General features: G+C 66.6%; 26 protein-coding genes. 20 read left to right on the forward strand and 6 right to left on the reverse strand.

The window, feature by feature from the left end:
• Positions 1–14 precede the first annotated feature (14 nt).
• Positions 15–962, forward strand: a complete 948-nt coding sequence (locus ACIBBB_RS16215) for an amino acid ABC transporter permease (RefSeq protein WP_398982313.1) — start codon at positions 15–17, stop codon at positions 960–962.
• A gap of 50 nt (positions 963–1,012) precedes the next feature.
• Positions 1,013–1,765 carry an amino acid ABC transporter ATP-binding protein gene (locus ACIBBB_RS16220; RefSeq protein ID WP_398982775.1) on the forward strand — a complete coding sequence of 251 codons (753 nt, stop codon included), beginning with the start codon at positions 1,013–1,015 and terminating at the stop codon, positions 1,763–1,765.
• Positions 1,766–2,061: 296 nt separating this feature from the next.
• Here the strand turns inward: ACIBBB_RS16220 and ACIBBB_RS16225 are convergent, their stop codons facing one another.
• Positions 2,062–2,874, reverse strand: coding sequence for a class I SAM-dependent methyltransferase (locus tag ACIBBB_RS16225; RefSeq protein WP_398982315.1), 813 nt, complete (start codon positions 2,872–2,874; stop codon positions 2,062–2,064).
• Between the two features lie 80 nt (positions 2,875–2,954).
• Here ACIBBB_RS16225 and ACIBBB_RS16230 point away from each other — a divergent pair, with 80 nt between their 5' ends.
• Positions 2,955–3,584 (forward strand): CGNR zinc finger domain-containing protein, encoded by a 630-nt coding sequence (locus ACIBBB_RS16230; RefSeq protein WP_398982317.1) that lies wholly within the window; start codon positions 2,955–2,957, stop codon positions 3,582–3,584.
• Here ACIBBB_RS16230 and sodX read toward each other — a convergent pair.
• On the reverse strand, positions 3,488–3,907 hold the full coding sequence (gene sodX, locus ACIBBB_RS16235) for a nickel-type superoxide dismutase maturation protease (protein WP_398982319.1): 420 nt from the start codon (positions 3,905–3,907) through the stop codon (positions 3,488–3,490). The genes ACIBBB_RS16230 and sodX overlap by 97 nt on opposite strands.
• A gap of 150 nt (positions 3,908–4,057) precedes the next feature.
• Between sodX and sodN the strand changes: the two genes are divergently transcribed.
• A complete protein-coding gene (sodN, locus tag ACIBBB_RS16240; RefSeq protein ID WP_398982321.1) occupies positions 4,058–4,453 on the forward strand; it encodes a superoxide dismutase, Ni in 396 nt (131 codons plus the stop codon).
• On the opposite strand, the gene ACIBBB_RS16245 is transcribed toward sodN, so the two are convergent.
• Both ACIBBB_RS16245 and ACIBBB_RS16250 read right to left on the reverse strand, forming a co-directional pair.
• Positions 4,344–5,615: a tyrosine-type recombinase/integrase gene (locus tag ACIBBB_RS16245; RefSeq protein WP_398982323.1), complete on the reverse strand. Its 1,272-nt coding sequence runs from the start codon at positions 5,613–5,615 to the stop codon at positions 4,344–4,346. The two genes, sodN and ACIBBB_RS16245, sit on opposite strands and share 110 nt — an antisense overlap.
• Before the next feature lie 21 nt (positions 5,616–5,636).
• The gene (locus ACIBBB_RS16250; RefSeq protein ID WP_398982325.1) at positions 5,637–6,140 is read right to left on the reverse strand and encodes a helix-turn-helix domain-containing protein; all 504 of its coding nucleotides are present in this window, start codon (positions 6,138–6,140) and stop codon (positions 5,637–5,639) included.
• A gap of 120 nt (positions 6,141–6,260) precedes the next feature.
• Between ACIBBB_RS16250 and ACIBBB_RS16255 the strand changes: the two genes are divergently transcribed.
• The 5 genes from ACIBBB_RS16255 (at position 6,261) to ACIBBB_RS16275 (ending at position 11,287) form a co-directional block, all read left to right on the forward strand.
• Positions 6,261–6,455 carry an AlpA family transcriptional regulator gene (locus ACIBBB_RS16255; RefSeq protein ID WP_242574513.1) on the forward strand — a complete coding sequence of 65 codons (195 nt, stop codon included), beginning with the start codon at positions 6,261–6,263 and terminating at the stop codon, positions 6,453–6,455.
• Between the two features lie 545 nt (positions 6,456–7,000).
• The gene (locus ACIBBB_RS16260) at positions 7,001–8,236 is read left to right on the forward strand and encodes a DUF3631 domain-containing protein (RefSeq protein WP_398982328.1); all 1,236 of its coding nucleotides are present in this window, start codon (positions 7,001–7,003) and stop codon (positions 8,234–8,236) included.
• A 442-nt stretch (positions 8,237–8,678) separates the two neighbouring features.
• A complete protein-coding gene (mobC, locus tag ACIBBB_RS16265) occupies positions 8,679–9,092 on the forward strand; it encodes a plasmid mobilization relaxosome protein MobC (RefSeq protein WP_398982330.1) in 414 nt (137 codons plus the stop codon).
• Positions 9,089–10,729 carry a relaxase/mobilization nuclease domain-containing protein gene (locus ACIBBB_RS16270; RefSeq protein ID WP_398982332.1) on the forward strand — a complete coding sequence of 547 codons (1,641 nt, stop codon included), beginning with the start codon at positions 9,089–9,091 and terminating at the stop codon, positions 10,727–10,729. Before mobC ends, ACIBBB_RS16270 begins: the two co-directional genes overlap by 4 nt.
• A gap of 132 nt (positions 10,730–10,861) precedes the next feature.
• Complete coding sequence (locus ACIBBB_RS16275; protein ID WP_398982334.1) at positions 10,862–11,287, forward strand: hypothetical protein; 426 nt, start codon at positions 10,862–10,864, stop codon at positions 11,285–11,287.
• 406 nt (positions 11,288–11,693) lie between these two features.
• Here the strand turns inward: ACIBBB_RS16275 and ACIBBB_RS16280 are convergent, their stop codons facing one another.
• Positions 11,694–12,179: a hypothetical protein gene (locus tag ACIBBB_RS16280; RefSeq protein ID WP_398982336.1), complete on the reverse strand. Its 486-nt coding sequence runs from the start codon at positions 12,177–12,179 to the stop codon at positions 11,694–11,696.
• 10 nt (positions 12,180–12,189) lie between these two features.
• Entirely contained in the window at positions 12,190–13,641 is a 1,452-nt protein-coding gene (locus ACIBBB_RS16285) for a helix-turn-helix domain-containing protein (protein ID WP_398982338.1), read from the reverse strand.
• Between the two features lie 162 nt (positions 13,642–13,803).
• Between ACIBBB_RS16285 and ACIBBB_RS16290 the strand changes: the two genes are divergently transcribed.
• The 11 genes from ACIBBB_RS16290 to ACIBBB_RS16340 all read left to right on the forward strand — a co-directional run bounded on the left by ACIBBB_RS16290 (position 13,804) and on the right by ACIBBB_RS16340 (position 26,269).
• The gene (locus ACIBBB_RS16290) at positions 13,804–14,265 is read left to right on the forward strand and encodes a DUF6415 family natural product biosynthesis protein (protein ID WP_398982340.1); all 462 of its coding nucleotides are present in this window, start codon (positions 13,804–13,806) and stop codon (positions 14,263–14,265) included.
• Between the two features lie 202 nt (positions 14,266–14,467).
• Positions 14,468–14,851 (forward strand): ATP-binding protein, encoded by a 384-nt coding sequence (locus ACIBBB_RS16295; RefSeq protein WP_398982342.1) that lies wholly within the window; start codon positions 14,468–14,470, stop codon positions 14,849–14,851.
• Complete coding sequence (locus ACIBBB_RS16300; protein WP_398982344.1) at positions 14,851–15,282, forward strand: DUF6415 family natural product biosynthesis protein; 432 nt, start codon at positions 14,851–14,853, stop codon at positions 15,280–15,282. Before ACIBBB_RS16295 ends, ACIBBB_RS16300 begins: the two co-directional genes overlap by 1 nt.
• 53 nt (positions 15,283–15,335) lie before the next feature.
• On the forward strand, positions 15,336–16,061 hold the full coding sequence (locus tag ACIBBB_RS16305) for a hypothetical protein (RefSeq protein ID WP_398982346.1): 726 nt from the start codon (positions 15,336–15,338) through the stop codon (positions 16,059–16,061).
• Positions 16,058–16,717, forward strand: coding sequence for a hypothetical protein (locus tag ACIBBB_RS16310; RefSeq protein ID WP_398982348.1), 660 nt, complete (start codon positions 16,058–16,060; stop codon positions 16,715–16,717). The genes ACIBBB_RS16305 and ACIBBB_RS16310 overlap by 4 nt, the downstream gene beginning before the upstream one ends.
• Positions 16,718–16,792: 75 nt before the next feature.
• The gene (locus ACIBBB_RS16315; RefSeq protein WP_398982350.1) at positions 16,793–17,956 is read left to right on the forward strand and encodes a radical SAM protein; all 1,164 of its coding nucleotides are present in this window, start codon (positions 16,793–16,795) and stop codon (positions 17,954–17,956) included.
• The gene (locus ACIBBB_RS16320) at positions 17,953–18,162 is read left to right on the forward strand and encodes a hypothetical protein (protein ID WP_398982352.1); all 210 of its coding nucleotides are present in this window, start codon (positions 17,953–17,955) and stop codon (positions 18,160–18,162) included. The genes ACIBBB_RS16315 and ACIBBB_RS16320 overlap by 4 nt, the downstream gene beginning before the upstream one ends.
• A 107-nt stretch (positions 18,163–18,269) precedes the next feature.
• On the forward strand, positions 18,270–19,079 hold the full coding sequence (locus ACIBBB_RS16325) for an aminoglycoside phosphotransferase (RefSeq protein ID WP_398982354.1): 810 nt from the start codon (positions 18,270–18,272) through the stop codon (positions 19,077–19,079).
• 289 nt (positions 19,080–19,368) lie between these two features.
• A complete protein-coding gene (locus ACIBBB_RS16330; RefSeq protein ID WP_398982356.1) occupies positions 19,369–21,714 on the forward strand; it encodes a preprotein translocase subunit SecA in 2,346 nt (781 codons plus the stop codon).
• A 275-nt stretch (positions 21,715–21,989) separates the two neighbouring features.
• On the forward strand, positions 21,990–22,430 hold the full coding sequence (locus ACIBBB_RS16335) for a hypothetical protein (protein WP_398982358.1): 441 nt from the start codon (positions 21,990–21,992) through the stop codon (positions 22,428–22,430).
• Between the two features lie 206 nt (positions 22,431–22,636).
• Positions 22,637–26,269 carry a tetratricopeptide repeat protein gene (locus ACIBBB_RS16340; RefSeq protein WP_398982360.1) on the forward strand — a complete coding sequence of 1,211 codons (3,633 nt, stop codon included), beginning with the start codon at positions 22,637–22,639 and terminating at the stop codon, positions 26,267–26,269.
• The last annotated feature ends 137 nt before the right edge of the window (positions 26,270–26,406 follow it).

A 26,406-nucleotide genomic window follows, 5' to 3' on the forward strand; every position in this document is an offset into this window, starting at 1 on the left:
GAAAGGCAGCATCCGTGTCTGTTGACATATCGAAGTCGGACGGTCCCTCCGACGCTCCACCATCGGGACCCGCCGGACCGGAGGCCATCAAGGCCATCCCGGTCCGGCACTACGGGCGGTACGTGAGCGCGGTCGTCGCGTTCGCGCTGCTCGCCACGATCATCTACGCGTTCTCCCAGGGAAAGATCAACTGGGGCGCCGTACCCGACTACTTCTTCGACGACCGCATCCTCAAGGGTGTCGGCCAGACGATGATCCTGACGATCCTGTCGATGGCCATCGGCGTCGTCGGCGGCATCGTCCTCGCGGTGATGCGGCTGTCGAAGAACCCGGTGATGTCGTCCATCGCCTGGTCGTACATCTGGTTCTTCCGCGGTACGCCGGTTCTCGTCCAGCTGATGGTCTGGTTCAACCTGGGTCTGGTCTTCGAGTACATCAACCTCGGCCCGATCTACAAGGACTACTGGGCCAGCTTCATGACGCCGTTCCTGACGGCGCTGCTCGGCCTCGGCCTCAACGAGGCCGCGTACATGGCCGAGATCTGCCGGGCCGGTCTGCTCTCGGTGGACGAGGGCCAGACGGAGGCGTCGCACGCGCTGGGCATGAGCCACGCCAAGACGCTGCGCCGCATCGTGATCCCGCAGGCGATGCGGGTGATCGTGCCGCCGACCGGCAACGAAGTCATCAACATGCTGAAGACGACGTCGTTGGTGGCGACCGTGCAGTTCTACGAGTTGCTGAGATACGCGCAGGACATCGGGCAGACGTCCGGCGCCCCGGTCGAGATGCTGTTCCTCGCCGCCGCCTGGTATCTGCTGATGACCTCGGTCCTGAGCATCGGCCAGTACTACCTGGAGCGGCACTACGCGCGCGGCTCGCTGCGCACCCTGCCGCAGACCCCGTTCCAGAAGGTCAAGGCCAGTCTGTTCTCCCTGGGCCGCCCGAACGGAGGCACCGCATGACCGCCATCGCGAAGACGAGAGACGGGAACACGGCGAACGGCGCGACCGCGATGGTGAAGGCCGAGGGCGTACACAAGTCCTTCGGCCCGGCGCACGTACTGAAGGGCATCGACCTGGAGGTCGCGCCGCGCGAGGTCTTCTGTCTGATCGGCCCCTCCGGGTCCGGCAAGTCGACCTTCCTGCGCTGCATCAACCATCTGGAGCAGGTCAACGCCGGTCGGCTGTACGTCGACGGCGAGCTGGTCGGCTACCGCCAGAAGGGCGACAAGCTGTACGAGCTGCGGGACGCCGAAGTCGCCCTGAAGCGCCGGGACATCGGCATGGTCTTCCAGCGCTTCAACCTCTTCCCGCACATGACGGCCATCGAGAACATCATGGAGGCACCGATGCAGGTGCGCCGTGAGCCGAAGGCGGTCGCCAGGGCGCGGGCCGAGAAACTGCTGGACCGGGTGGGTCTGGCGGACAAGGCGGGCGGCTATCCGTCCCAGCTCTCCGGCGGCCAGCAGCAGCGCGTCGCCATCGCCCGCGCGCTGGCGATGGAGCCGAAGCTGATGCTCTTCGACGAGCCGACGTCCGCGCTCGACCCCGAGCTGGTGGGCGACGTCCTGGACGTGATGCGCGATCTCGCCGAGGACGGCATGACGATGATCGTCGTGACGCACGAGATGGGCTTCGCCCGCGAGGTCGGCGACGCGCTGGTGTTCATGGACGACGGGGTGGTCGTGGAGTCGGGCCATCCGCGCGAGGTGCTGACGAATCCGCAGCACGAGCGGACGAAGTCGTTCCTGTCGAAGGTGCTGTAGCAGCGGAGGCGCGGCGGAGGGGTGTTACGGAGAGGGGTGTTACCGACGAAGGTCCGTAACACCCCTCCCCTCTGCCCCGCCCGCGCCTCTGCCCCCGGCTGGGCCGTGTCTGACACATGGCGCCGTCCGCCCGCGGGGTGGGCGCGCGCCCGCCGCGGAGCGGCTGATGACTCGTCGGTGCGTGCGATCGCAAGGCGGAGGATCATTCTCGTACTGGACGTACGTGAATGAGTCCGACAACGCGGCGAGCGTGCGTGCCGGACGCCGCGCGCCAGGCGGGATTTGTCAGACACGGCCTACTTCAGCGCCAGGACCAGCGAGTCCGACGGCGAGGACCAGACCGCCCGCGCCTCCCCGAAGCCCGCGTCCATGAGCAGCCTCGCGTGCCAGCCGGCGGACGGCGCGTCGCCGTCCGCGTGCTCGCCGTAGATCGCGAACCGCTCGGCGGTCGGCCCGGCGAGCACCGGGTCCTTGGCGGCGAGATTCCACCATTCGGCCCAGTCGAGGGCGCCCGCCTCCTTGGCGCGGTCCATCTCCCGGTGCCGGTGGGCGCGCTCGGCCTCGTTGATACGAGGCGTGCTCCCGTCCTTCATACGGTCGGCGTTCATGAAGACGCCGCCGGGCCGGACAAGTCCGGCGATCTGCCCGTACAGCACGGCCAGCGGTTCGCTGTGGAGCCAGTGCAGCGCGGTGGCGGTGAGGACGGCGTCGTAGGAGTCGTACGGCAGCTTCGCCGTCCAGTCGGGGTCCTTGAGGTCGGCCCGCACCAGGGTCAGACGGGTGTCGCCGGCGAAGTAGCCGCCCGCGATGGCGAGCAGCGCCGGGTCGAGGTCGACGCCGGTGCTGGTGGCCGCCGGGAACCGCTGAAACAGCCGGTCGCTGATGCTTCCCGTGCCGCACGCGAGGTCGAGCACCCTCGGTTCACGCCCCACCAGCGCCTCGACCATGTCGAGCATCACCCGGAAGCGCTCCTCGCGGTCGGGCATGTACCACTCCTGCTGACGGTCCCAGCTGTCCTGCCAGGCGCGCCATTCGGCCCGTCCCACGGCGGACGCCCCACCGACGGCGCTGCCCGCGTCCGTCCCCGCGTCCGTCCCCGTGTCCACCATCGGAACCCTCCGCTCCGTAATACCCTGTGAGCAAGACCAGCTATTACGCCGACCCTAGACCGCTGCCGTAAGGACTACAAGTGGAACTGGCCTCTTACTCGGACTACGCCGTACGCCTGGTCAACACCGAGGAACCGGCCCGGGGTACGGACACGCTGACCTCGGTCGAAGCCGTCCGCGCCCTCTTCGGCGGGTCCACCCAGGCATCGCGCCGGGCCACGGACGCGGACGTCACCCGCTTCCGTTCCGTACGGGGCCGGCTGCGCGCGGTGTTCGCGGCGGCCGACGAGGGCGAGGCGACGCACGCCGTCGACCTGCTGAACTCGCTGCTGCTGGAATTCCCCGTGAGCCCGCAGATCTCGGGCCACGACTTCCTCGACGACGAGGGCCATCCGCGCTGGCACATGCACCTGGCCGAGCACCCGTCGAACGCGACCGCGGGGTTCGCCGCGATCGCCGCGATGGGCCTGGCGTTCCATCTGACGGAGTACGGCGTGGACCGCCTCGGCCTCTGCCAGGCCGCACCGTGCCGTAACGCCTACCTCGACACCTCCACCAACCGCTCACGCCGCTACTGCTCGGACCGCTGCGCGACCCGCGCCAACGTTGCCGCCTACCGGGCCCGTAAACGCCTGGAGACGGAACGGTCCGACAGCACGGGCCGCAGCGCCGAGAAGGCCCACGCGAGCGCCCCCGCCACCGACCGCTGATCCTCGGCGCGCGGCCGGTAACGGGCCCGGACCCGGCCGAGCACCAGTTCGCCGGGGACGGTGCCGAACACCCGGCTGTCGCCTTCGGCCCCGGGATTGTCCCCGAGCACCCACCACCCGCCCTCGCGCCGCTGGACCAGCCGCTTCACGATGAGCAGATCCTGCTGGAGGGGATGTTTCAGTACGGCGATGTCCCCCGCCTTGACCGGTGCGCGGTAGTGCACCAGTAGCTGATCGCCCTGCTTGAGGGTGGGATACATGGACGGTCCCGACACCTCCGCGATCCCCAACAGCGCCCTCGGCTCACGCCCGTGCTCCGTCATCCCGCACCTCCCGGTCCCACGGTACGTTCCGCCGTCCGGTCCCGATCCGACCCCGGACTTTTGTCCTAAGCCCTAGGGGGCACACGCGAAATCCGGCTTCTCACGGAGTAATGTCCCACCTGAGAAGACGATCACGAGGAAGGACAGCTCATGCTCTCCCGCCTGTTTGCCCCCAAGGTGAAGGTCAGCGCCCACTGCGACCTTCCCTGCGGCGTGTACGACCCCGCCCAGGCCCGCATCGAAGCCGAGTCGGTCAAGGCCATCCAGGAGAAGATGGCGGGTAACGCCGACGCACACTTCCAGGCCCGCTCCACGGTCATCAAGGAACAGCGCGCCGAACTCGCGAAGCACCACGTGTCGGTGCTGTGGAGCGACTACTTCAAGCCCCCGCACTTCGAGAAGTACCCGGAGCTGCACCAGCTGATCAACGACACCCTCAAGGCCCTGTCGGCCGCGAAGGGGTCGACGGACCCGGAGACGGGCCAGAAGGCGCTGGACTACATCGCCCAGGTCGACAAGATCTTCTGGGAGACCAAGAAGGCTTGATCTGCGCTTTGGCCGTCTGACCTGCACTTTCGTGGGTCGCACTGCCTACCGGTCCGCACCCGGTCCGCATGCCGCCGAGAACGGCGTCCATGACGGAGCGGGTGCGGTCCTCTTCGCCCGGCCACAGGTGCGCGTAGATCCGCAGGGTGATGACGGCGCTCGCGTGGCCGAGGACCAGCTGGACCTGCTTGACGCTCGCGCCGCCGCCAATGAGCGCCGAGGCGTAGAAGTGCCGCAGGTCGTGAGTGACTACGCGCGGCAGCCCGACGGGCTTGCGGCCTTCGCGGTCGGCCGCCTGGTTCTCCGCCGCCTGGAGCGCCCTACGGGCGCAGTTCCATTCGGTCTTCCAACGGCGGTAGTTGAGGGGCTCGCCCTCCTCCATCGTGAACAGCCATTCCTTCGACGGCCGCGCGGCGAGATGCCCGAGCAGTGCGTCGGTGACGACCTCGCCGACCGGAACCGTACGCCTGGACTTGCCGGTCTTCGGCGGGCCGATCAGGCCGGACTGCAGCCGCTGACGTTCGACGCGGATCGTGCCGCGCTTGAAGTCGACGTCTGAGACCTTCAGTCCGAGCAACTCGCCTACGCGCAAGCCTGATCCGGCCAGGACGACGATCGCGGCGCGAAGATACGGCGGCATGACGTCGGCCATTGCCTGAACCTGTGCGACGGTGGGCGGTGCGACCTCGTCGTCCGAGAGGGGCGGGAGAGTGATCCGCTTGCAGGGGCTCGCGGCGATGACCTTGTCATCGACCGCTGCCGTCACGACGCGGACGAGGACGTCGTAGACGTTGCGCACGCTGCCGGGCCCCAGCTGCTCGGAAAGCTGCTTGAAGAGGGCCTGAATGTGGGTCCGCCGCAGGGACACCATCGCGTACGCGCCCAGCGCGGGTATCAGGTGAAGCCGCAGGGCGTTGTCGGTGATACGGGTGCCCGCCTCGCCGGCGATCTGCTGCCCCTGCCACTGAGTGGCATATTTCTCGAAGGAGATCTTTCCAGCGCGCGGGTCGACGTACAGACCGGTGACCAAGCTGGTCGTGACCTCGTCGAGCCAGCGCTGGGCGTCGGCTTTGCGGTCGAAGTGGCGGGCGTGTTCCTTGCCGTCCAGGTCGCGGTAGCGCGCCCGCCATTTGCCGTTCGCTCGCTTCTGAATGTTGGCCAAGTGGCCCCTCCTTCAACGGGATTACTGGTAGTAGCCGCCACCCTCGATGTACTCGGTGAGGGTGCGGGCGTCGCGTTCCTCGCCCATGAGGCGAAGGCATTGCTCGTGGATGGCCCGCGAACTGTCGGGCTGGGCGTCGATGTGCTGGGCGATGGCGACAACGGCGCCGTGCAGCCGGTCCTGGGCATCACGGGTCTCGAAGTACGCCTCGACGGCCTCCTGGACGAGCCGCCTGACGCCGGCGTCCAGCCCCTCCAGGGGTGGAGACATCAGCTCTTCAAGCGGCAGTTCGAAGACCCGCGAGAGGGCGAGCGCCTCGTCGAGGTTGATGCGACGGCGCGGCTCGCCGTTCTCGATGCGCCAGACCGCGGTCTGATTCATCTTCACGCCGGCCTTGGTGACCCGTTCCGCGAGTTCGATGGTGCTCCATCCCCTCACCTCACGTTCCAGCGCCACGCGCGCCGCCGCGTTCCCCTCGCTGTAGAGCAGCGGCACATCGCTGTTGGCCTGTCCGTCGGCTGCCATCGCAGTTCCACCCTCACTCTCGCTATCCCGATTGAAACATGGACTTGCCGGTTTGCCTAACCGGCGATCCAGGGGTCCCATTGATGCATCCGGAAAAGCCTCCTAGCCATCAGGGAAAACATGCGATTTCTGACCACGGATGAGGTCGCCGAGCGATACCGCACGGCCGCCAGCTCGGTTCGTTACTGGCGCCAGATCGGGAAGGGGCCGCGCGCTATCAAGATCGGCAAGCGTGTGCTGTACCCCGAGGCGGATCTGCTGCGCTACGAACGGTCGCTGGCCGAGGGCCAGGACGATTTGGGGCTGATCTCGTAGGCGTGGCCGGCGCTCCAGAGAGCCGCTCACAGAAACCGAGGACTCCCGAACTCGTTGCCCTCACCCGAACGAACAGACCAATGCGGAGCCTGGCCGTGCTGAATCCGGTCCCCCGCGTAGAGAGGAAGTCCATGGAGGACTCCACGTCCCCCGCTGCTTCGAACGCGTCCCCCAAGGCCGCCTGGCCACAGGCCAGGGTCCCCGGAAAAGGACCCACGTCTCACAGCTCGAAGCAGCCCGTGAACCAGGCTGATGTGCCGACAGAACATGGCGGGGACCGGGCAGTCGACGACGTACCGACCAATGATCTACCTGCGGGCCAGACATCCGTTGGCACGCGGAACAACCAGATCAGCGGCCAGAAGGCCGGTCCCAGCGCTGCGGATCACGGCAGTCAGGGTCCACCGGAAGTCACACACCGGACTTCCGGTCAGTCGGTCCCCAAGACCGCCACCACGGTCCCGGGGACCGGTCCCCAGCGGGTGGGGACCGCACTTGGGGACCGAGCGGGGAGCGGTCCCCACAGCTCTCTGGGGACCGGTCCCGTGCGGGGAAACACGGTCCCCGACGACGACTCGGGGACCGGGGTCGCGATCCTGGACGAGTTGCGTGCGACGGTCGGCCGGTACGTCGTGTTGCCGAGCGAGGAGGCGCTGACCGCCGTCACCTTGTGGGTGGCGGCTTCCCACATTCAGCCCGCGCTGCAGCACGCGCCGCGTCTGGCGGTGGTGGGCCCGACCAAGGGATGCGGCAAATCCCGCGTCCTGGACGTGCTCCACGAGACCGTGCACCAGCCGATGATGACGGTCAACACCTCGCCGGCCGTGGTCTTCCGCGTGATCGGCAAGAACCCGCCCACCCTGTTGGTGGACGAGGCGGACACGATCTTCGGCCCCAAGGCCGGCGAGAAGGAAGACCTGCGCGGCCTGCTGAACGCCGGGCACCAGCGCAACCGGCCCGCCTGGCGGATCTCCGGACCGGAGCACAAGCCGACCGCGTTCCCCACCTTCGCAATGGCAGCACTGGCCGGGATCGGCGACCTGCCCGACACGATCATGGACCGGGCGGTCGTGCTCCGTATGCAGAAGCGCAAGCCCGGCGAGCGGATCACCCCCTTCCGCTCGCGGTACTCCGTCCCCGAACTGAACGCACATCGCGACCGGCTGACCGCATGGCTGACCCCACTGCGCGGCACGGCAGCCGCTCTGGTGCCGACGATGCCGGTCGAGGACCGGGCGGCGGACACCTGGGAGCCGCTGGTGATCGTCGCCGACCTGGCCGGCGGCCACTGGCCCGCCAGCGCCCGCGCCGCCTGCCTGGCCATGACACAGCACCAGGCCGTCCACGACGGACAGACCACCCTGAAGACACGGCTGCTCCGCGACATCCGCCGCATCTTCGAACAGGGAGGCAACAAAGAGGCCCTGCGGACACACGACCTGCTCGCCGCCCTCCTGACGGACGCCGAGTCTCCCTGGCCGGACTACGGCACCAAGGGCCTCAACGCCTACCACCTGGCGGCACTGCTCAGGGACTTCGACATCGGCCCGGCCAACTACCGCTTCGAGAACGGCCGCCAGGCCAAGGCATACGCCCGCAACCAGTTCCTCGACGCCTGGGCCCGCTACTGCCCCGAGCCCGCCCCGCCCACGCCGACACCCACACCCCGGCGCGAAGCAGAGCCGACCCGCCCGGTCCAGGGCAGGCCACCCCCTCCTCCGGCTGGGGCACTGCCCGTCGGCCCAGTCGGCGGCACCGCCGGCCCGACACGCGCCCGCTGACCGCACACCCACCTGAGGCCGTATCAGTCCGTCGCATCCGTCCCAACGCAGGTCAGCACGGGGACGGACTTCCCCGCCGCAACGGATCAAGCCGTACCTGCACGCCTGCCCGTACCTGCTCCGACCAGCCACGGGACGGATGCGACGGACGTGACGAGCCCCCCTCACCTACAACCGGAGCACAACCATGCACCAGAACCTCGCCGACAACGCCCCGGCCCGTCAGCCGGTTGAGCAGGAGATCAACTCCGCACCGGCTTCAACGCGAGCAAGGTATGCCGTTGGACCGTCCAAGGGCCGGTCCAACGGGGATCTCTCCGCCCCGGGGGTGGCGGAGGGGCTCGGGCACCAGGGGGTGCCCGAGCGGGACGATCCAACTGACGTCTCTGCGTCTTCCGTTGTGCCGTTGCCGCGTGCTGCTGATCAAGCCGCGCTGCACCGTGTGGCCCGACGCCGCGAGCGCCAAGGCGAGCAGCGCAAAGAGCGCGTCGATGTCCGATACAGCGTCGGCGAGAAGACCGGCATCCTCGGCATGGCCCAGTCACTGAACATCGCCGCCGCCCACTACGTCGGCGCCGTCGTCATGGCCCACGTGCACGGTGACCTCGCCCTGCCCGGCCAACGCACCCCACTGGACGACTACATCGACGAACTCAACGCGCTACGCGCCCAGATCACCCACATCGGCCGCAACCTCAACCAGATCGCCTGGAAGCTCAACTCCGGCGGCCACCCACACCCCGGGGACAGCGCCCTGCTCGCCGAGACCGAGCACACCCTGACCGCCGTAGGCGCGGCTGTGCGGGACATCGCACAGGCCGCGAACCAGGCGGTCAGCAAGAAGGCCGCCCGTTGATCGCGAAGATCAACAGCGGCAAGAGCACCGCCGGCCTGATCCGCTACTTCTTCGACACGAAGGCGAAGGGCCACACCGATCCACACCTGGTGGGCTCCTGGGACGGCTTCGCGCCGGATCCCGGCCGCGCCGAGGACGCCGACGCCGTCAGGAAGCTCCTGGTCGCGGATCTCGACCTGCACGTCAAGCAGGCCGGACGGCTGGGCCGCGCCCCGGAGAAGCATGTGTGGCACTGCTCGGTCCGCGCCGCCGAGAGCGACCGCATTCTCACGGACGAACAGTGGGCCGATGTCGCCCGCCGCGTCGTTCACGCCACCGGCATTGCCCCCGAGGGTGATCCGGACGGGTGCCGGTGGGTCGCCGTCCGGCACGCACCCGACCACATCCACATCGCCGCCACCACCGTGCGGGCGGACCTGCGGGGTGCCCGGCACTGGAACGACTACCTCACCGCCGACCGTGAACTCGCCGCCGTCGAGAAGCACTACGGCCTGCACCAGGTCGTGCGCGGCGACCGCACCGCCGCCAAACGCCCCACCCGCGCCGAGCAGGAGAAGGCCAAGCGGGCCGGCCAGCAGAAGACGCCGCGTGAGCGTCTGCGTGCCACGGCCCGCACGGCGGTGTCCGCAGCGGCCAGCACGGAGGAGTTCCTCACCCTGCTGGAGAACACCGAGGGGGTGCTCGTCGAGGTGAAGCGTTTCCCCTCCGGCGACGTCCGCGGCTACACGCTCGCCCTGAAAGGTGACACCAACAGCGAGGCGGAGCCGATCTGGTACTCCGGATCGAAACTCTCCCCCGACCTGTCGTGGCCCAGGATCAGCGAACGCCTGACCACCACAGCCACCCCCGCACGCCCGTGGCAGGACGCGATCACCGCCGCCGAGGACATCCCCCGTGCTCTCGCCCACGACGGGGCCCCGGCCGCGCAGGCCCACATCACCGCACTCGGCGAAACCCTCGACGCCCTGCCCCTCCTCGCCCCAGCCCCCTACCGGGAGGAACTTCGCCACGCGGCAGCCGCCTTCGAACGGGCCTCCCGCTCCCGCGTCCAGGCCGAGAACCACCACGCCGCGCGGCTGCGGGGAGCGGTCAGGGCCATGCTCCGCACCCCACCACCGAACAGCACTGACGGCACGCTCCTGGCCCTGCTCCTCGACACGATCGTCCTGGCCAGCGCCGCCGCCTTGCGATGGCACGACCTGCACCACCACGACCAGCAGGTCACCGCCACCCGCAACGCCCTCACCCACCTCCACACCGCCGCGGACCAGGCCGCCACCACCGCCCTGGCCACCGTCAAACGGGCAGGGCCGAGCAGTCCTACGGGCCGGCTCCGGTACGAGCGTGTCGTCCGCGTGGTGCTGCCCGAACACGCCGACCGAATTCTCAACACCCGCGACTGGGAGGCGCTCGTCGCCACCCTCGCCCGCGCCGACACCAGCGGCCTCGACCCCGTCGACGTCCTCCGCGCCGCCGCCCAGCGCCCCCTCGACGACGCCCGGTACCCCGCACGCCTCCTCGCCTGGCGCATCCAGCAAACCACCCACACCGCACAGACACCCCGCCCCGCGCCGTCGGCACCACATCCCACACCAGGGCCGGCGCCCCTGCCCGGCGGGCCGCGCACCCGCCACTGACCGCCCGTACCCGAAGCCCCTGTCCACCGAGTCATGGAGGTACCTCATGCCCCGCGCACCACCTGAGCGATTCACCGCGAAGCGCTTACCAATTCAGACCCCATCCACACCCCATTGCAGAAGGAATCGCTCATGCCCCAGACCCGCATCCGCCCCGACGTCGTCGCGCTCTTCGCCGACGTGGACTGGCACGGCCACCTCGACGACCCCCAGCGCGCATACCACCGTGACGGGCGTCCCTTCACCCTCGCCGAGCAGCGCCTGCTCGTCACCATCACCCCGGAAGAGAAGGCCGCCGGGCACCAGCAGATACGGCGCGAGAACGAGTGGCTGGACGAAGTCGATGCGATGAGGGACGACTTCGTCGCCCTCGTCAGGAAGTACCTCGCCCGGCTTCCCAAGGGCTCCGTGGTCGCCGACGCCATCAGCATCATGACCGACGAGGACTACGCCGAGTACGAACGCCTCGTCCCCATCGTCACCGCACAGGACACCCTCGAATACCGCGCCACCCACGGAAACTCCACCGAACACCTCACCCGACACACGGAGGACTGACACACACGCCGACAGCCGCCGACTGCACGGAGGGCACTGACACAGCCGCCGAACAGGCCACCAGCTCTCCAGGCGATTGCCAGAGCCTCAGCGGCTGCCACGTGCCCGCCTGAACCACAACCGCACACAGACACGCACCGCAGCCCCGCATGCCGAAACAGCATGCGGGGCTGCGCATTACCACCCCCGGTGTGAACACGCCGCACCATGCGGCCGGTTCAGACCCGAGGCGAGAGGAGAGGCGGCGGGCTTGTCACCGGGGCCGGCCGAGAGCAGCCCCCGTCTTGCTGGGCACGGACGAAGACGTCGCCCGTCATTCGGCCCCAGCCCGAGTAGTCGCTCAGGCCGCCACCTTCGCCGACATTGTGCCCTTGTCAGCCTCCCGGCCGAACAAGGGGCTCTTGCGTCACGCCCGGCGTGCCGCGCCGTCCGGCCATACGACGTCGACGGGCAATCCTGCCGCGCGTGCTTCCTCGACGGTGTCAGCGGTGCCCCCGCCCTTGCCCGAGGGCGGAGTTCCGTCCCACACCGCGACAAGCCGGTCCGCGCGCGCCAGCAGCTCGCTGTTCGCCGCCTCGTAAGCGGCTCGGTTCGCCGTCTCGTGAGGCATCGTCACCACGTCCACGGCTGCCTCAACAAGATGGTCGAAGAAGGCGGCATGCGCCGGTTTCACCTTCGTTTCCCGGTAGTCGCGGGAAGGGATCACGACAACAAGCCAGCCGCCGAGCGCGGTGACTTCCTTTGCGAACAGCGCGTCAGCCCCGGCGGCGATACACGACACCCCGGTCAAGTCCTCGCGGTACGGCTCCAGAAGCTGACGTAGTGCGGACCGTACGAGCGGCACGCTCTCCTCGGTCAGGTCCATGTGTCCGGTCACGGCCAGCGTCGTCACGCCGTCCTCCTCAGCTCGACAGCAGGTCGCGGATACTATCCCGCGCCTCACGTACCGACCGCGACGCCTGGTGGCCCACGGTGTACGGGTAGAGCTGCCCGAGCTGCGTACGGACCCGGCCGGACTGGGTGAGCCTTGCGGCGGCGACCGCGCGGTGGGTCTCCTCCGCGCCGCCGCCGACATCACCGACGAGGAAACGGCACTCGGCAAGGCCGATCCGGTCGAGCGCATACGAGCGGCCCGCCTCCGAACCGCGTGAGGAGAGTGCCGTACGGATCTCATCAGCCGCCCGCTCCGCGTGCTGCCGGGGGTCCTGTCGTGCGAGGTCGAGCAGTCGGCCGCCGGTGACGCCCGCCAGCTCAGCCTCGTCGAAGTACGCGATCCAGTAAGGCTCTTCCCCACTGCGGGTCGCATTGGCGAGGGCTTCGGCCGCCTTCGCGGTGGCCCGCTGGAATCCGGCGGTGCGGCCCTGCGCGGCGTACGCCCACGCCTCACGGGTGTGGAGCATGGCCCGCACACGCGGTCCGATCACGTCCCGGGCGCCTTCCTGGGCAAGCTGGATGAGCTGAAGCGCGTCATCCGGGCGGTCGCGGTAAAGCATCTGCCGGGCCATTCCGGCAAGGACGTTGGCGCCGAACACCGGGTCGGCACCCGCGTGCGCGGATCGCAGGGCCAGACGGTAGTACTCCTGCGCCCGTCGGTGAAGGCCGCTATCCCATGCCATGGTCGCCGCCGTTCCGGCGAGCTGCGCCATGATCCGGTACAGGCACGTCTCCACCTCGGGCGCCTGGTGCTCGTCGAGCGCGCCGGCCACCTCGGCAAGCTGCCCGAGAACCGCCTTGCGGCGGAGCCCGCCACCGTACTGGTGGTCCCACTGCCGGAACGCGCGTGCTGTGAACTCCAGTTCATCCGTCTCACGAAGTCCGAGTCGGCCTCGCCGGACAGGCGCGGGCAGAGCGGCAGCCGGCTGGAGCCAGCCCTCCAGGGAATCGAGCAGGGCGGCGCCGGTTACAGCCGCTCCGGCAAGGGCGCGCGTGATTGCGCGACGGTCCATCACGAGATCGCTCCTCGTCAGGTCTGCTGCCAGGTCGATGGTGGCATCCGGCCTCCACGGGACCTCGCTGGCTGCCGGTCGTACGCCCGGCGACTCTGGCGGGTGCTGGGTCTGCTGCTGGTGCTCCCAGGGACGCGGTGCGAGCCCGAGCATGTGACCTGGGACGCGTAGTCCGTCGGCGATCCGCCGCACCACATCGAAGCTGGTGACGCGCTGGCTGCCGCTGATGATCGTGGACACCTTGCCGGGGGTGAGTTGGCAGGCGGACGCGATGCGGTTCTGGGAAAGGCCGCCCCACTTCTTGATCAGGGTGAAGACGGCCGCGAAGTCGTGCTCCGCGAGGGCTGCCCGTACGTCTGCTCTGTCGAGAACGTCGGGGGTGAGCGGGCCGGATGTCGTGGCGTCCATGTGAGCCGACCTCCAGGGCGATCCTACGCACGCGAGCGCGTCTTGCAGGAGCGTCAATGAGTGTATTACCGCCTCGGTAACCCCCGCCGGTTATCCCGTAGTTGCGCCTTCCGGACGACCCTGATTGGGCAACGCACAAACCGACGAGCCGGGGAGCACGCCATGGACGAGACCACCTATCGGGCGATCCAGAGTACGTTCCCGCTCGACATCTTGACGATGACCGCAGCGGCATCCGTCCTCCTCGACGACGCCGTCGAGCCTCCCACCGGCGAAGCACTGACCTCGCTCACTCTCCAACTTCGCGGGCACCTCAACCTGCTCATCCCGGAGTTGGAACGGAAGTACGACGTGGCCGGGCCACGAGACGCGGCATGCGCCCAAGCGGGAATCTGCGAAGCGCAACGTCGTCTCGCGGCCGACCCCAGCTCGCTGAGCCCTGTACGCCACGCCACACTCCTGGCCCGCTCCGTCGAAGCGCTGTGCCGCCACTTTCAGCGCCAAGCGGACCCGGATGAGAATCACGACTCCCAGGATCAGCGTCGGCGTCTGCAAGGTGCCGGGCTGAGGCAGCAAAGACCAACGGCACAGCGCGTTGCCTCGCAAGGCCAGCTGCGGGATTGAGCGACCGCTGCGGCGGGCGACAGCGACGCCAGAAGAACGCGAAGTCCTGTCCCAGTCGGGCCGGGTGTTACACGACCTCAGAGGAATTCCTATGCATTCGACGCCTCTGGCACACCGCACTCCCGCTCTCTTCTCCCGACGTTTACCGGCCCGCCTCGACACGATCCCGGCGGGTGGCGAGACGGCGACTTGGAGAGGACCGATGAGAAGTGCGCACGCCGAGATGTCGTTCGATGCCGATCCGAGGCGGGTGGAGACCGCGCGTCGGGTGACGGCCGCCGTGCTGGGGAGGGCCGGCGTCAGGGATCACGATGTGGTCGGGACGGTGCAGTTGCTGGTCAGCGAGATCGTGACCAATGCCATCGTCCACGGCACCGCCAACTCGGTCTCCTTCCAGATCACTTGTGACACCGCCGGTGACGTGCTGATCCAGGTCGACGACCACTCCTCGGGCGGTCCGGAGGTGCGGGAGGCGGGTCCGGACGACGAGGGCGGACGCGGCATGCAACTCGTCATCTGCCTCGCCCGGGACTGGGGCCGCAAGGGCACCTGCACCTGGTGCACGTTCGCCGTCGGGAGCTGCTGATGCCCTCGACTTCCACGGACCTCGCCGAGGCCCACTGGTCCGTATCACCTCCGGCCGGGCAGTGGCTGCCATCCATCGACGCTGCGGGTCTCGCCCGCATCGCCTGCCTGCTCCGTGGTGTGAAGCCGTTGGAGGCGATCGTGGACGACGTCGGTGACGTCCTGGGCGAACAGGACCCGCGTGAGAGTGAGTTCGGAGAGATCGCCGAGCGCTTGCGCGGCGATCTCCGGCGGCTCGATGCCATCGCTCAGGCCGCCGGGGACAAGGACGCCCACGTGCGCCGTCTCCTTCAGCGCGCGCGCACGCTGCGCTCCAAGGAAATCCCCGTCGATTGCAGTCAGTCCCTCGGGCACCTTCGGCGGATGGCCGGAGTCGTCAACGACCTGCTGGAACGGCTCGTGGAGACCAGGACTGTCAAGGAAATCGCATGAACCACCGCCGCTACGGACCTTGTTTGCATCTTCCTTGGAAGGCGTCCTCGCAAATGATTACTGAAGATTCCGGCCTCTCCTCGCTGGAGGGCGTCCTCGCCCAGGCGGTGGACCGTGCGCGCATCGCCGGACGTGTTGCACTCCGTGAAGGCTGTGAAGGTGACGGGGGCGGGACTCTGGAGCTGACGCTGCTGGGCAGCAGTCGGCTGCCGTTCTCCCTGAACACCGCTGAGGCCACCGCGTGGTTGGAGGCGGCGGGTGTCGATGCGACCGCCGACTACGACGAGGCCCACTACCTGGTGATCAGGGTGCGCGGCAAGGCGGGCGTCGACCAGCTGGTGCAGCGGCTGCTGGCACGCTTCATGTACGCGGAGTCGGTCCGCGACCGGCTGCAGGACGCATCCGCCCGGCACCAGCTGCGTGTGGTGGTGGAAGTCGAGAATGAGACGTCACTGGCTCTGGTGGTGCACGATTCCGACAACCTGCAAGCAGCCATCCGACTGAGCACGGTACTGGGCGCCGACAGCATCAGTGAAGGGCTGAAGCTTCACCGGCCCCGTGGGATGCGCAAGCTCGCGACCCGGATGCGATTGCTGCTGACCGGCGCCCTGGGCGCGGGTGTTCGTGTGCTGGCCGAGCCTGGCTGTGCCCACGTGGAAGACGAACTGCGTATCCACCTGTCGGTGGAGCAGGGTCTGCGGCTCGCCGGGAGAATCGCCGCCGAACCTGTCCACTCAGGGCAAGAGGAAGACGCCGTGCCCGTGGGGGAAGCGTCATGAGTCCGCCGCGGCAGTTCTACTGGAAGGGAATGCACGTCCCGTTCATCACGCCCTGGACCGGCGAACAGGCTCAGCCGGGAACAGTGGTCCTGCGGACCGGACGTGGCGGTCAGGGCATCGGTTACGCCGACGAACTGAGCCACATCGACCGCCGGTACGAGGCTCTGTGGATCAGGCGCGCCGCGGTGCGCGGGCTCGGGAAGCCCGATCTGGCGGCGGTTCATCCCTACCGGCAGCGACAGGCGATGTCGCACATGCTCTGCCAGGTCTGTGGAACCTCCACCTTTGGCCGGGCTGATGAACGGCACCTGTTCCTCACGCGCTCAGCCGACGGACGCCCCATCAGCGAGGGGGAGCAGGCGACCACGCCACCGGTGTGCGAACCCTGTGCGGTCGAATCCGTCGGTGCCTGCCCGCACCTGCGCAAGGGATACACCGCGGCCTTGGTCGAGCGTGCCCAGATGTGGGGTGTCGCCGGCCTTGTTCACGACCCGGGCACGCTCGCCCCCGTGCACGGACCCGAGGATCAGCCCGTCGCGGTCAGCCTCGACAGCCCGCTGATCCGCTGGACGCTCGCAGCCTGCACCGTCGTCACCCTCCACGGCTGCACCACCGTCGATCTCAAACACCTCACCACCCAGAAAGCCACGGCATAGACCGCCGCCCGTCGGCCTGCTCTGAACCCGCGGCCCGCCCAAGCGGGGCCCGCTCCATCCAACGTGGAGGTCCGCATGATCACACACGCCACCATCACCGCACAGTCAACGGCAAGCAGTTCAGCGCCGCGTCTTGTCGCCAGCCCGTTCCTCGGCCAGTACCTCCTCGTCCAGCCCGGCCAGGCCGCAGGCGTACGCATCCCTGAATCTCGCTACGAGGAACTGCTGGCCGACGCTGCGGGTGACCAGTCGGCCCCGGCCTGGCTGATCAACGCGGCGGCGAAAGCGTGGGGCACCGAGCTACCCGAGTCCCCGCTCCGCGACGCTGTCCTCGTCCGTGAGCGGTCCCGGTACGGGTACGCCAAGGCGTCGTGGGAGATCAACCTCGGCTGTGACTACGACTGCGAGTTCTGCTACCTCGGAGAGAAGCGCTTCGCCGGCCTGGACTGGGACGGCAAACAGCAGCTCCTGCGCGTGATGCGGGACGCCGGAGTCCTGTGGCTGCAGATCACCGGCGGAGAGGCACTGATCGACCGCGAGTTCGGCGCGGCGTACGAGTACGCGCACCAGCTCGGCATGATGGTCCAGGTCTCGACAAACGGCTCGTCGCTGAGGAAGCGCCCGATCCGGGACCTGTTCGCCCGGCGCCGCCCGTACCGGCTGACGGTGAGCCTGTACGGGGCGACCGCCGAGACGTACGACAAGGTCACGAAAAACCGAGGCGCGTTCGGCCGGTTCGTTCAGGGCCTGGACGTCGCCCGCGACGATGGTCTCCCGATCCGGCTCAACGTGATCGTCTCGGACGACAACGCCCACGAGGTCGACGCCATGGTGCGCCTGGCCGAGTCGTACGGCTTCCCGCATCACGTGTACACGAGCATGTCGCCCACGATCGACGGCGAGGCGAACCCGCTGGCGACACAGTCACTCGACCACTTACAGCCCCGGAGCGTCTTCACCGGCTGCAACGCGGGACACACCTTCTTCCACGTCGACCCGCACGGCATCGCGTCAATCTGCAAGGTCGGCCGGGACCCGAGCGTGAACCTCATCACCGAGGGCGTCGAAGCCCTCCCCCGACTCGGCTCCATCGCCGAGTCCCTACAGCTCCGCACCGGTGGATGCTCCGGCTGCACGAAGACCGGCACATGCCGCACGTGCCGGCCGCTGGCCAAGCTCTACCAGGAGGCGGGGGACCAACGAGAGCTCTACTGCCAGCATGGAGGCTACGGATCATGACTCCACCCACCACGCTCGTCCCGTCGAAGCAGCCGGTGATGCTCACCATCGGGGTGCGCCCACCCAACGGGACAATCGGCACCCTGCCGGTGCCCCTGAACGTCTCCCCGATCGGGGACGACGAGATCCAGATCATCAACAACCTGGACGAGGCGGCCGAAGCCGCCGAGTGCAGCTGCGCCGCCGGGGACGACCAGCCGTACTAACCCCTGACTGGCGCACCGTGTAATCGCCCACCCACCGCTCCGAGTGCCGCCCGGCCGTACCCTGGCCGGGCGGCACTTCCCACTTCCCGGCAGCCAAGGAACCGCGCGTGTCCATCTCCCGCATCCCCTACGAGCACCTTCCCGCCGAGGCCCGCCGCTCCGTCGCCGACAAGACCGGCGCCGTGCACCAGGCGGCGACCGTGAGCGGCGGAATGAACTCCGGCGTCGCCTCCGTCCTCGACACCGACAGCGGCAGCGTCTTCCTCAAGGGCATCCCGGCAGACCACCCCCAGGTCAGCGCGCAGCGCCGTGAGGCGGCGGTAGCACCGCACCTGCCCGCGTCCTGCCCACGCCTCTACTGGCACCTGGAAGTCGACGGCTGGAGCCTCCTCGGCTACGAGGTGATCGACGGCCGCCACGCCGACTACACCCCCGGCTCGCCCGACCTGCCGCTCGTCGAAGCCGCACTCACCGAACTGCAAGCATTCACCGCACCAGCTGATGTCCAGATCAAGGACGCCATGGACCGATGGGCGGAGTACGCACCACCGGGCACACGGCAGCACTTCGCCGGCAACGCCCTCCTCCACACCGACTTCGCCCCGGACAACGTCCTGATCGCCGGAAACCGTGCCCGCCTCGTCGACTGGGCATGGCCAACGCGCGGCGCCGCATGGATCGACCCAGGCACCCTGGCACTGCGCCTCATGAACGCCGACCACCCAGTCGAGGCCGCGGTCGCCTTCGCGAACCGCTTCCCGTCCTGGCGAAATGCCTCATCCGAAGCACTAGCGGCATTCGGCGCGGCCACCGCAGCCCTGTGGCGAGAGATCGCCGAGGAGGACGGGACGCCGTGGAAGCGAAGGATGGCGAGTCGAGCGGCAACGCTCGCACAGTTCCTTGATGGTGCCCTATAGGCGTTCTCGATTCCGGTACGGCCACACGGCAGCGTTCACTCCGAGGGAACCGCAGGAGACGGCGACTTACCGACGGTCAGTTGTCCAGCGCCCCGTATCACCTGGCAGCACGAATCTGCAAATCCGTTAGCGGGCTGGCCCTGGTGTGTGGTGAAGTCGCCAAGTGGCATCTAAATCGAAGCGTCATGAATCGCGCAAGAAGAGACAGCGGCGCGCAGTTCCAGCATCACCGGCGTTCGACCCGCACGCGGAGGTGATGGTTGATACGTGGGCTTCAATGGTGGGGCTCATGGGGAAGTTTGGTGCGGCTGAGGACCCTGAGGCGGCGTTTGACAGTGCGCTCAAGGAGAGCGTCACCGAGTTCAGTGCGAAGCTACGACGGTTCGATCCGATCCGTCTAATCGAGGTAGCTCGTCTGGCCTTCCTTCCGATGACACATGAGGGAGCAGTGTCCGTCGACCCAGCCGCCTCCGCCGCTCAGCTGGAACTGCTGGCATTGGTTGCCCTCGCGTCTCAGCAGGAGGAGTCGACTGACACTTCCTCTCACCAGGCAGCGGTCGGGGATCAGGAGATGAGCCACTTCGTCTCGGATGCGCGGGAAGAACTCGACAAGCTTCTGCATCTGGCTCAGCTGCGTTCCTTAGCCGGCGCGGACCGGAACGACAAGCTTGCCCTCGTATCACTACTCATCCAGGGTGGCGAGGTGTGGATGCGCAACTCCTCCTATCCGGAGATGGTCGAGACGACTAACAGGGCGCTCCTCGATGGTGAGCCGAACGTCCGGGCCGCCCTCGTGGCCGAGCTGGGTTTCGACTCGTCCGATGCCCTGACAGTTCTCGACGCGTGCCACGACATACAAATAGCCAGCATGAACGGTCGCATGGACGCGATGCGCAGCACGATGCTGCAGGCGATGGCGTCCGGTAAGGCTGACGACGCGTTGATGGAACGGGCTAGGTCCGGGTTCATGACAATGTTCGAGCCCGACGCCGACGCGGCCTCGGTCGCGGTCGAAGATGTCGTTGCGCATACTGGCGTCCTCGAGGAACGAGTCAGAGCTGTCATCGAGCGATTCCGTCTGGACCTTGGAGAGACCAGCACCGCGCAGGTCGTCGACGCATTCAGCACCGGAAAGAATCCGCTGCGTGTCCGACCGCTCATCGTGGGCGCCAACGGGCGCATGATTCTTCCTCATCCTGCGCTGAACGTGTTCGCCGTCCGAGAGAATCTCGAAGAGCACCTCAAGAAATCCGCAGTATGGAGCAAGTACGCGAAACATCGTGGGGACCTCCTTGAATCCCGTACTCGCGTTGCGCTGAGCCGCGTACTTCCCGGCGCTCACTATCGGGACGCATTCGAGTATTACGTCCCCGCGGACTCCATCGAAGCAGCCAATGCCGATTCGGCGAAGTACACCAAGCGCGTTGAGGGTGACCACCTTGTTCTCCTCGACGACGTCGCGATCATCGTGGAAGACAAGGCCGTCGCATTGAGTGCCCTGTCTCGGGGTGGTAAGGCGGCGCGCATCCGTACGGATCTGACCGGAATTATTACGAAAGCCGCAGCGCAGGCCGGCCGGATGCGAGACGGAATCGAGCGCGACGGAGGTCTGCGCATCGAAGGGGAAGGGTGGGTCGACCTCAGTCACATCCGGGAGATTCATACCATCGCAGTCAGCCTCGACGACCTGTCGACCGTCCTGACTGCGACCGCGGAATTGGTGCGGGCTGGTCTACTCAGCGTCGACAACATTCCCTGGACCGTGTCGTTGCACGACCTCGAGTTGATCACCGAACTCGCTGCGCGACCAGCTGAGTTCCTCCTCTACCTTCGCCGGCGACGCAACCCTGACGTCACCGTGATGTTCAGTGCGCCGGACGAACTGGACCTGTTCCTCTACTTCTTCGAGAAGGGCCTCTGGGTCGAACCCGACCCCGCATTGCTACGTGCCGCCTTCCCGTTCGCCCCCGAGCCGACCGTGTCTGAGCTGCGCCGCTACCGCTCACAGACGCCGACCCTCGTGACCAGTCGTACCGACACGCTCGATCAGTGGTTCCACACCAAGAACCGTGCGGGTACAGGTTTCGCATCCGCGCCGAAGCCGACGATGGCGCCATGTCCTGCCGCGCCGCTTGTCGACGAACTACAGTCACAAAACGCCACCGGATGGCTGAGTATCGGCGCCACACTCCTTTCCGGAGATTGGAACGTTCAGCAAAAATTTGCCCGGCACGCCGACGACCTGCTCGACAACCCACTACCGAATGGCCAGGGCCGCAGTCTTGCGGTGCCTATCACAGGCAGCATCGACCCAGCCGAAGGGTGGCTCTTTGTCTGGGCCACTCGTCCGGCCGGGGAGGACGCCTTATTCACCGAGAAGAAGACCCGTGGCTATCTACGTGCGAAAAAGCATCAGCTCAACCTCCCCCGAGGCGTCGCATTCCTTTACGACGAACAGACCCGCAGCCTCCTCGGAGCCTTCTACGACGGCCACATTGGACCGCTCGACAGGACGCTAACGGCTACCTTGAGCTCCCTGCGGCCACCCTCGGATTTCCAACGCACGATCCATCTGAACGCCAAGCAGCCACCGCGCGGTACTAGGAGCACTCCCAGACAGAAGCGGAATCGCTAGCTCCATGAGGGGCCCGGGAGGCGCGCTGCCACTCCGCGTGTCTAGGTCCAATGAGTCGACACCAGTGCACTCCCCAAGGAGTTCGTGGAGACAACCGCCGGCGCCCTCCACTACTGCCTCACTGGTGAGCAGTACGTTCTCCTCAACGGGGACTGATCGTCTTCCATTCTCCGCACCATGTTCGTAGAGGGTCGATAGACGGCTCATGCCGTCTGCAGCAGAGGTAAGTTGGCGCCAGAATCACGACAATCATCCATCCAGGAGGAATCAAATCCATGCTCGATCCCGAACTTGTCTCGGTAGCAACCGGCGCCGCCGGAACAATTGTTGCGTCCATGCTCACAGGTGGAGCCTTGGCTGTCCGCCCAAGGATTGCGCAGCTCTTCCGTGGAGGTACGCAAGACGAACAAGCGCTGGCCCTCAATACCCACGACAACGACGCTCGGACACTTTCAGAATGGGTTCACGCGGCAGCCTCGGAGCCCTCGGCAGCATCCGATCTGGCACGTGTGCAAGATCAGCTCACGCAGGAGTGGGTTCAGCGTCTGGCCGAGTACGTAGACAGGCATCAGGAAGCCCGGCCTGATCTTGCTGCCATCGCCAGCGCGGGTGCCGTCTCCAGCATCGAGAGCCAACACAACTCCGGGTCTGGAACGTTCGTCAACGGGACGGTTACCGGAGGAATTCACAATACCTACGGTGGGAGTTCTCAGTGAAGTCGTGGCAACTAGAGGCAGGGGCAGACAATTTGAAACCTCATTCGCTGGGTTGGATGTGATGAGCAGTGTCTGACAAGCGACCCCATGAACAGCGCAACGAAGGCCAGGGGACATTTGTAAATGGCAACCTTTATGGAGGCGTGTGGAATTTCTTCGCCGACCACGCATCTCAGAATGAAAGACAGTTGCCTTCCGCCCAAGAGATGCTCGCACTCGGCTCGGTGGAGGCTCCTTTCGGTAGGCTCCCGGAGGCCGTTCTCGGCCGTGAAGGCGTCCTCACGGACCTAACGCACACCATGGAGGATGCACGCGTCCAAGTCCTTTCCGGGATGGGCGGAGTAGGCAAGACAACGGTGGCTCTGAGCGCAGCTGAGCGGGCCAAACAAGATGGAGCTGAAGTCTTCTGGATCCAGGCGGGATCCGCAGCAGCCGTGACTGATGGAATGCGACACGTAGCACTCCTCGCAGGAGCCCCGGCCGAGCACGTGGCCCACGCTTGGGAAAAGGGCGGACGGCCTGCGGCCGATCTAGTCTGGTGCCACCTAGCGAACATGGACCGCCGGTGGCTACTCGTCTTTGACGATGCCGATGATCTCGATGTTCTGTCCTGTGCCGGTGCCGCCTTGTCCGACGCTACTGGCTGGGTCAGGCCCGCTGTCGGCAAGTCACAGGGCGTCCTGGTCACCACGCGTGACGGTAACAAGCGGTCGTGGGGCGACAGGCTTGCACGATCCCACCAACTTGATGTCTTGGAGAGCGAATTCGCAGGCCAGGTCCTCCAGGAGCTCGCGCCCGAAGCGGGGGATGCAAATTCAGCTCGGTCTCTAGCAGACCGGTTGGGTTCCTTGCCGCTCGCTCTGCATCTGGCAGGCACATACCTAGCGATGGCTCACGGCGATCCATTGGCCGAAGCCCGGACTTTCACCGAGTACGTCGGTGTCCTCAGCGACTCCCCGCTGTTCCTCGATGACGCGACAGAGGGCATATACGGAGATCTACGCAGCGATGAAGAGCGGGCGCGCCAGACCATTGCAGGTACATGGGAGCTATCCCTCGCCCTACTCGAACGACAGGGCACCGTCCACGCCCGCGGCCTGCTTCAATTGCTGTCTTGCTTCGCCCCCGCTGCTTCCTTGCCCAACGCCCTGCTTAACGCGTCCACCATTGCTGATCTCGGAATGTGGCCCAAGGATGTGGCGCCGCGAACCATCAGAACGACCCTCCGCGGCCTGCGCAGGTTCGGGCTCATAGCCGTCGACTCGCTTTCGGCGGAACCCGTGTATCAGATCCATCGATTGGTGGCGGAGGTATCGGTCGCCCCCCTTCTCTCGGAGCCCCGGGACTACCAACCGGTTTGGGACTCGGCCGCGGACCTGCTGGTGGTAGCCACTCCCCACTCTGAGAACCCGCGCGACCCGGGTTCCTGGCCGGCCTGGCACGGGCTTGTGCCACACTGGCTGGTCTTTTTAGGCCGCTTGCCGTCGCGATCCGATGCTCCCGCCGACGATCGTCTTACAGCCGTGTTGCTCTGCGCCGGAGTTGCCGTCTCGTATCTGCACTTCCGGGGCGATTACCGGACGGCCTGCAAACTGGCGGCCGAAGGACTGGAGCGCTGCAGTTCTTCAACGGTTAATCCATGGGCCAAAGTTAACCTCCGCAGGCACCGGGCCATTGCAGTAAAGCAGATGGGCGATCTTAAGACAGCAGAGTCCGAACTGGATAGCATTGTGGAGGAATGCATAGAGGAATTTGGGGAATCTGACCCCACCGTACTGTCCCTGCGTTATGAACGGGCCAGAGTGGCTTCGCAGCGAGGGAAGCTCGCAGAAGCGGAGTACGAGTACGACGAAGTAATCCGCCATGAAACGCAACTGTTCGGCGCGACTTCAGCTCAGACCTTGCGCTCGCGACATGCCCGTGCGATCTGCATTAGGAGTATGGGCCGACTCGATGAGGCGGCCGCTGAGGGAAAACTGGTGCTGGACGGGCTCCGAGCCGAGTTGGGAGAAAAGCATCCTGATGTCCTCGAAGCCCAGCATGAACTCGCGATCTCACTGCGCGACCAAGGGGAGAACGAACACGCCGAGGAGGTGTTTCGCCAGGTCCTCCAGTTAGAGGAGGAGGCTCTCGGGATCGAGCACCCATCTACGTTGATCACTCGTTCGAACTTGGCATCCACCCTGATGCTGCGCAAAAATCTCACATCCGCCGAAGCCGAGATCAGATCAGTCCTGGACGCGAGAATCCGAATCCTAGGGCCCGATCATCCCGAGACGCTCGACGCACGCCACATCTTGGCCATGCTGCAGGTACGACAAGGGGAACTCGACGCAAAGAGCGCAGCGGCGATCTTTGCGGAGTTGACTGCTGCGCAGAGGAAACAGCTCATCGATGACCATCCCGATGTGCTCGTCGGTCGCAACAGCCATGCTGCGGCACTGCGCTCGCTTGGTGATTTGACCCAGTCCGAATCGGAGTACAAGGCGGTCCTGGAGGCAGCGATCGCACGCCATGGTGAGGAACACCCGGTCGCGCTCAATGCGCGTTTCGAGTGGGCCAGGTCTTTGGGTCGCATTGCACGAACGGACAATGCAGTATCTGAGATGCGTAACGTCCTGGATCTTCAGGAGCGTGTGCTCGGTGGCTCACATCGGAACGTCGCGAGCGCCCGTTCCTCGCTCGGTGTCCTCCTAATGCAGCAGGGACACTTCGATGAGGCAGAGCAACAGTTAAACCACGCGCTGAACGCTCTTCCCGAAGATGACCCTGAACGCTCGGATGTCCAACACGATCTCGTGGCCGTTCTCCATGCGCGCGGAAGATTGAGGGAGGTTATAAGCCAGCTGCGAGGAATCTCAGCCGATGAGCTTCATCGGTCTGGTCCGGCTCATCCCGACACAATCATTGCCCAGAATAGTCTCGGGGTTGCGCTGAAGGACTTCGGAGAATTCGAAGAAGCGGCGGCGGTCTATCGCGAGGCACTCCGGGGCGCTGCCAGCAGGCATTCGGACGACCAGCCCATCATACTGACGCTTCGCCACAACCTCGCGGTGGTACTGCGTATCCAGGGCAATCTCGACGAGGCAGAGAAAGAGCAGTCGGCAGTTCTGGAGGTCCAGCAACGCAGGCTCGGGCCCGAGCATCCCGAGACGTTGGCCACACGGCATTCTCTCGCCCGTATCTTGAACGACAGAGGAGCCACCGCCGAAGCCGAGGCCGCGTACCGCGAACTCCTATCGGCGTGCAGGCGCATCATGGGGCCAGGCCATCGGCAGACCCTATCTATCTGGGGAAACCTAGCCTTCCTACTCGGCGACCAAGGCCGGTTCGCCGAAGCGGAGACGGAGTACCGCGACTCCCTGGACACATGCATCAAGGCTCTCGGAGACGACCACCCAGAGACTCTTACGATGAACCACAACCTGGCCATGACGCTGGGGAACCAAGGAAAGCTCACAGAGGCCATTGAGCGATTTCGAGACGTCGTTGAGCGTCGGGCACGCACGCTCGGTCCTGATCATCCAGAGACGTTAGTCGCACGCAAGAACCTCGGCGAGGGCCTGAGCCGGACAGAACAGCAGGCGGCAAGTGCCGAGCAGTTCGGGATTGTGGCTCAAGGCTGGGGACGCACACGAGGCGCGGACCACGACTCCGTCTGGGACCTCCGCTACCGGCGAGCCCAGTTGCTCTGGGAGGCCGGACACCCGCGCGCTGCGGAAGTCGAACTCGAAGCCTTGCTGGACCTGGCCCAGAAGGCCGGTCTCGATGAGGATCCACGCATCACCACCCTGCACCGAGTGCTATTCGCCGTGCGTGCCGACGATGGCTACTCCTAGTAGCCGGCACAGCAGTCCGCGAGCCATCCGCCCAAGACCGTCACCAAGTCAGCGCCTCCGAGAACAGATCCGGCAGGTGACCGACCTGGACCACTACTAGAAGCCCAGAAGAGCTTGATCTGTGGCGGGGCCGTCTG

It is taken from the genome of Streptomyces sp. NPDC051217 (assembly GCF_044455465.1).
Taxonomy (GTDB): domain Bacteria; phylum Actinomycetota; class Actinomycetes; order Streptomycetales; family Streptomycetaceae; genus Streptomyces.

What these genes read in the sequence shown, in the direction of transcription:
- ACIBBB_RS16330 (WP_398982356.1), top strand. Translation starts at nt 19,369, where the DNA reads ATGGGGAAGTTTGGTGCGGCTGAGGACCCTGAGGCGGCGTTTGACAGT.
- ACIBBB_RS16255 (WP_242574513.1), top strand. Translation starts at nt 6,261, where the DNA reads ATGCGATTTCTGACCACGGATGAGGTCGCCGAGCGATACCGCACGGCC.
- ACIBBB_RS16300 (WP_398982344.1), top strand. Translation starts at nt 14,851, where the DNA reads ATGCCCTCGACTTCCACGGACCTCGCCGAGGCCCACTGGTCCGTATCA.
- ACIBBB_RS16250 (WP_398982325.1), bottom strand. Translation starts at nt 6,140, where the DNA reads ATGGCAGCCGACGGACAGGCCAACAGCGATGTGCCGCTGCTCTACAGC.
- ACIBBB_RS16340 (WP_398982360.1), top strand. Translation starts at nt 22,637, where the DNA reads ATGCTCGCACTCGGCTCGGTGGAGGCTCCTTTCGGTAGGCTCCCGGAG.
- ACIBBB_RS16295 (WP_398982342.1), top strand. Translation starts at nt 14,468, where the DNA reads ATGAGAAGTGCGCACGCCGAGATGTCGTTCGATGCCGATCCGAGGCGG.
- ACIBBB_RS16220 (WP_398982775.1), top strand. Translation starts at nt 1,013, where the DNA reads ATGGTGAAGGCCGAGGGCGTACACAAGTCCTTCGGCCCGGCGCACGTA.
- sodN (WP_398982321.1), top strand. Translation starts at nt 4,058, where the DNA reads ATGCTCTCCCGCCTGTTTGCCCCCAAGGTGAAGGTCAGCGCCCACTGC.
- ACIBBB_RS16315 (WP_398982350.1), top strand. Translation starts at nt 16,793, where the DNA reads ATGATCACACACGCCACCATCACCGCACAGTCAACGGCAAGCAGTTCA.
- ACIBBB_RS16225 (WP_398982315.1), bottom strand. Translation starts at nt 2,874, where the DNA reads ATGGTGGACACGGGGACGGACGCGGGGACGGACGCGGGCAGCGCCGTC.
- ACIBBB_RS16320 (WP_398982352.1), top strand. Translation starts at nt 17,953, where the DNA reads ATGACTCCACCCACCACGCTCGTCCCGTCGAAGCAGCCGGTGATGCTC.
- ACIBBB_RS16310 (WP_398982348.1), top strand. Translation starts at nt 16,058, where the DNA reads ATGAGTCCGCCGCGGCAGTTCTACTGGAAGGGAATGCACGTCCCGTTC.
- ACIBBB_RS16335 (WP_398982358.1), top strand. Translation starts at nt 21,990, where the DNA reads ATGCTCGATCCCGAACTTGTCTCGGTAGCAACCGGCGCCGCCGGAACA.
- ACIBBB_RS16275 (WP_398982334.1), top strand. Translation starts at nt 10,862, where the DNA reads ATGCCCCAGACCCGCATCCGCCCCGACGTCGTCGCGCTCTTCGCCGAC.
- ACIBBB_RS16285 (WP_398982338.1), bottom strand. Translation starts at nt 13,641, where the DNA reads ATGGACGCCACGACATCCGGCCCGCTCACCCCCGACGTTCTCGACAGA.
- ACIBBB_RS16290 (WP_398982340.1), top strand. Translation starts at nt 13,804, where the DNA reads ATGGACGAGACCACCTATCGGGCGATCCAGAGTACGTTCCCGCTCGAC.
- ACIBBB_RS16305 (WP_398982346.1), top strand. Translation starts at nt 15,336, where the DNA reads ATGATTACTGAAGATTCCGGCCTCTCCTCGCTGGAGGGCGTCCTCGCC.
- sodX (WP_398982319.1), bottom strand. Translation starts at nt 3,907, where the DNA reads ATGACGGAGCACGGGCGTGAGCCGAGGGCGCTGTTGGGGATCGCGGAG.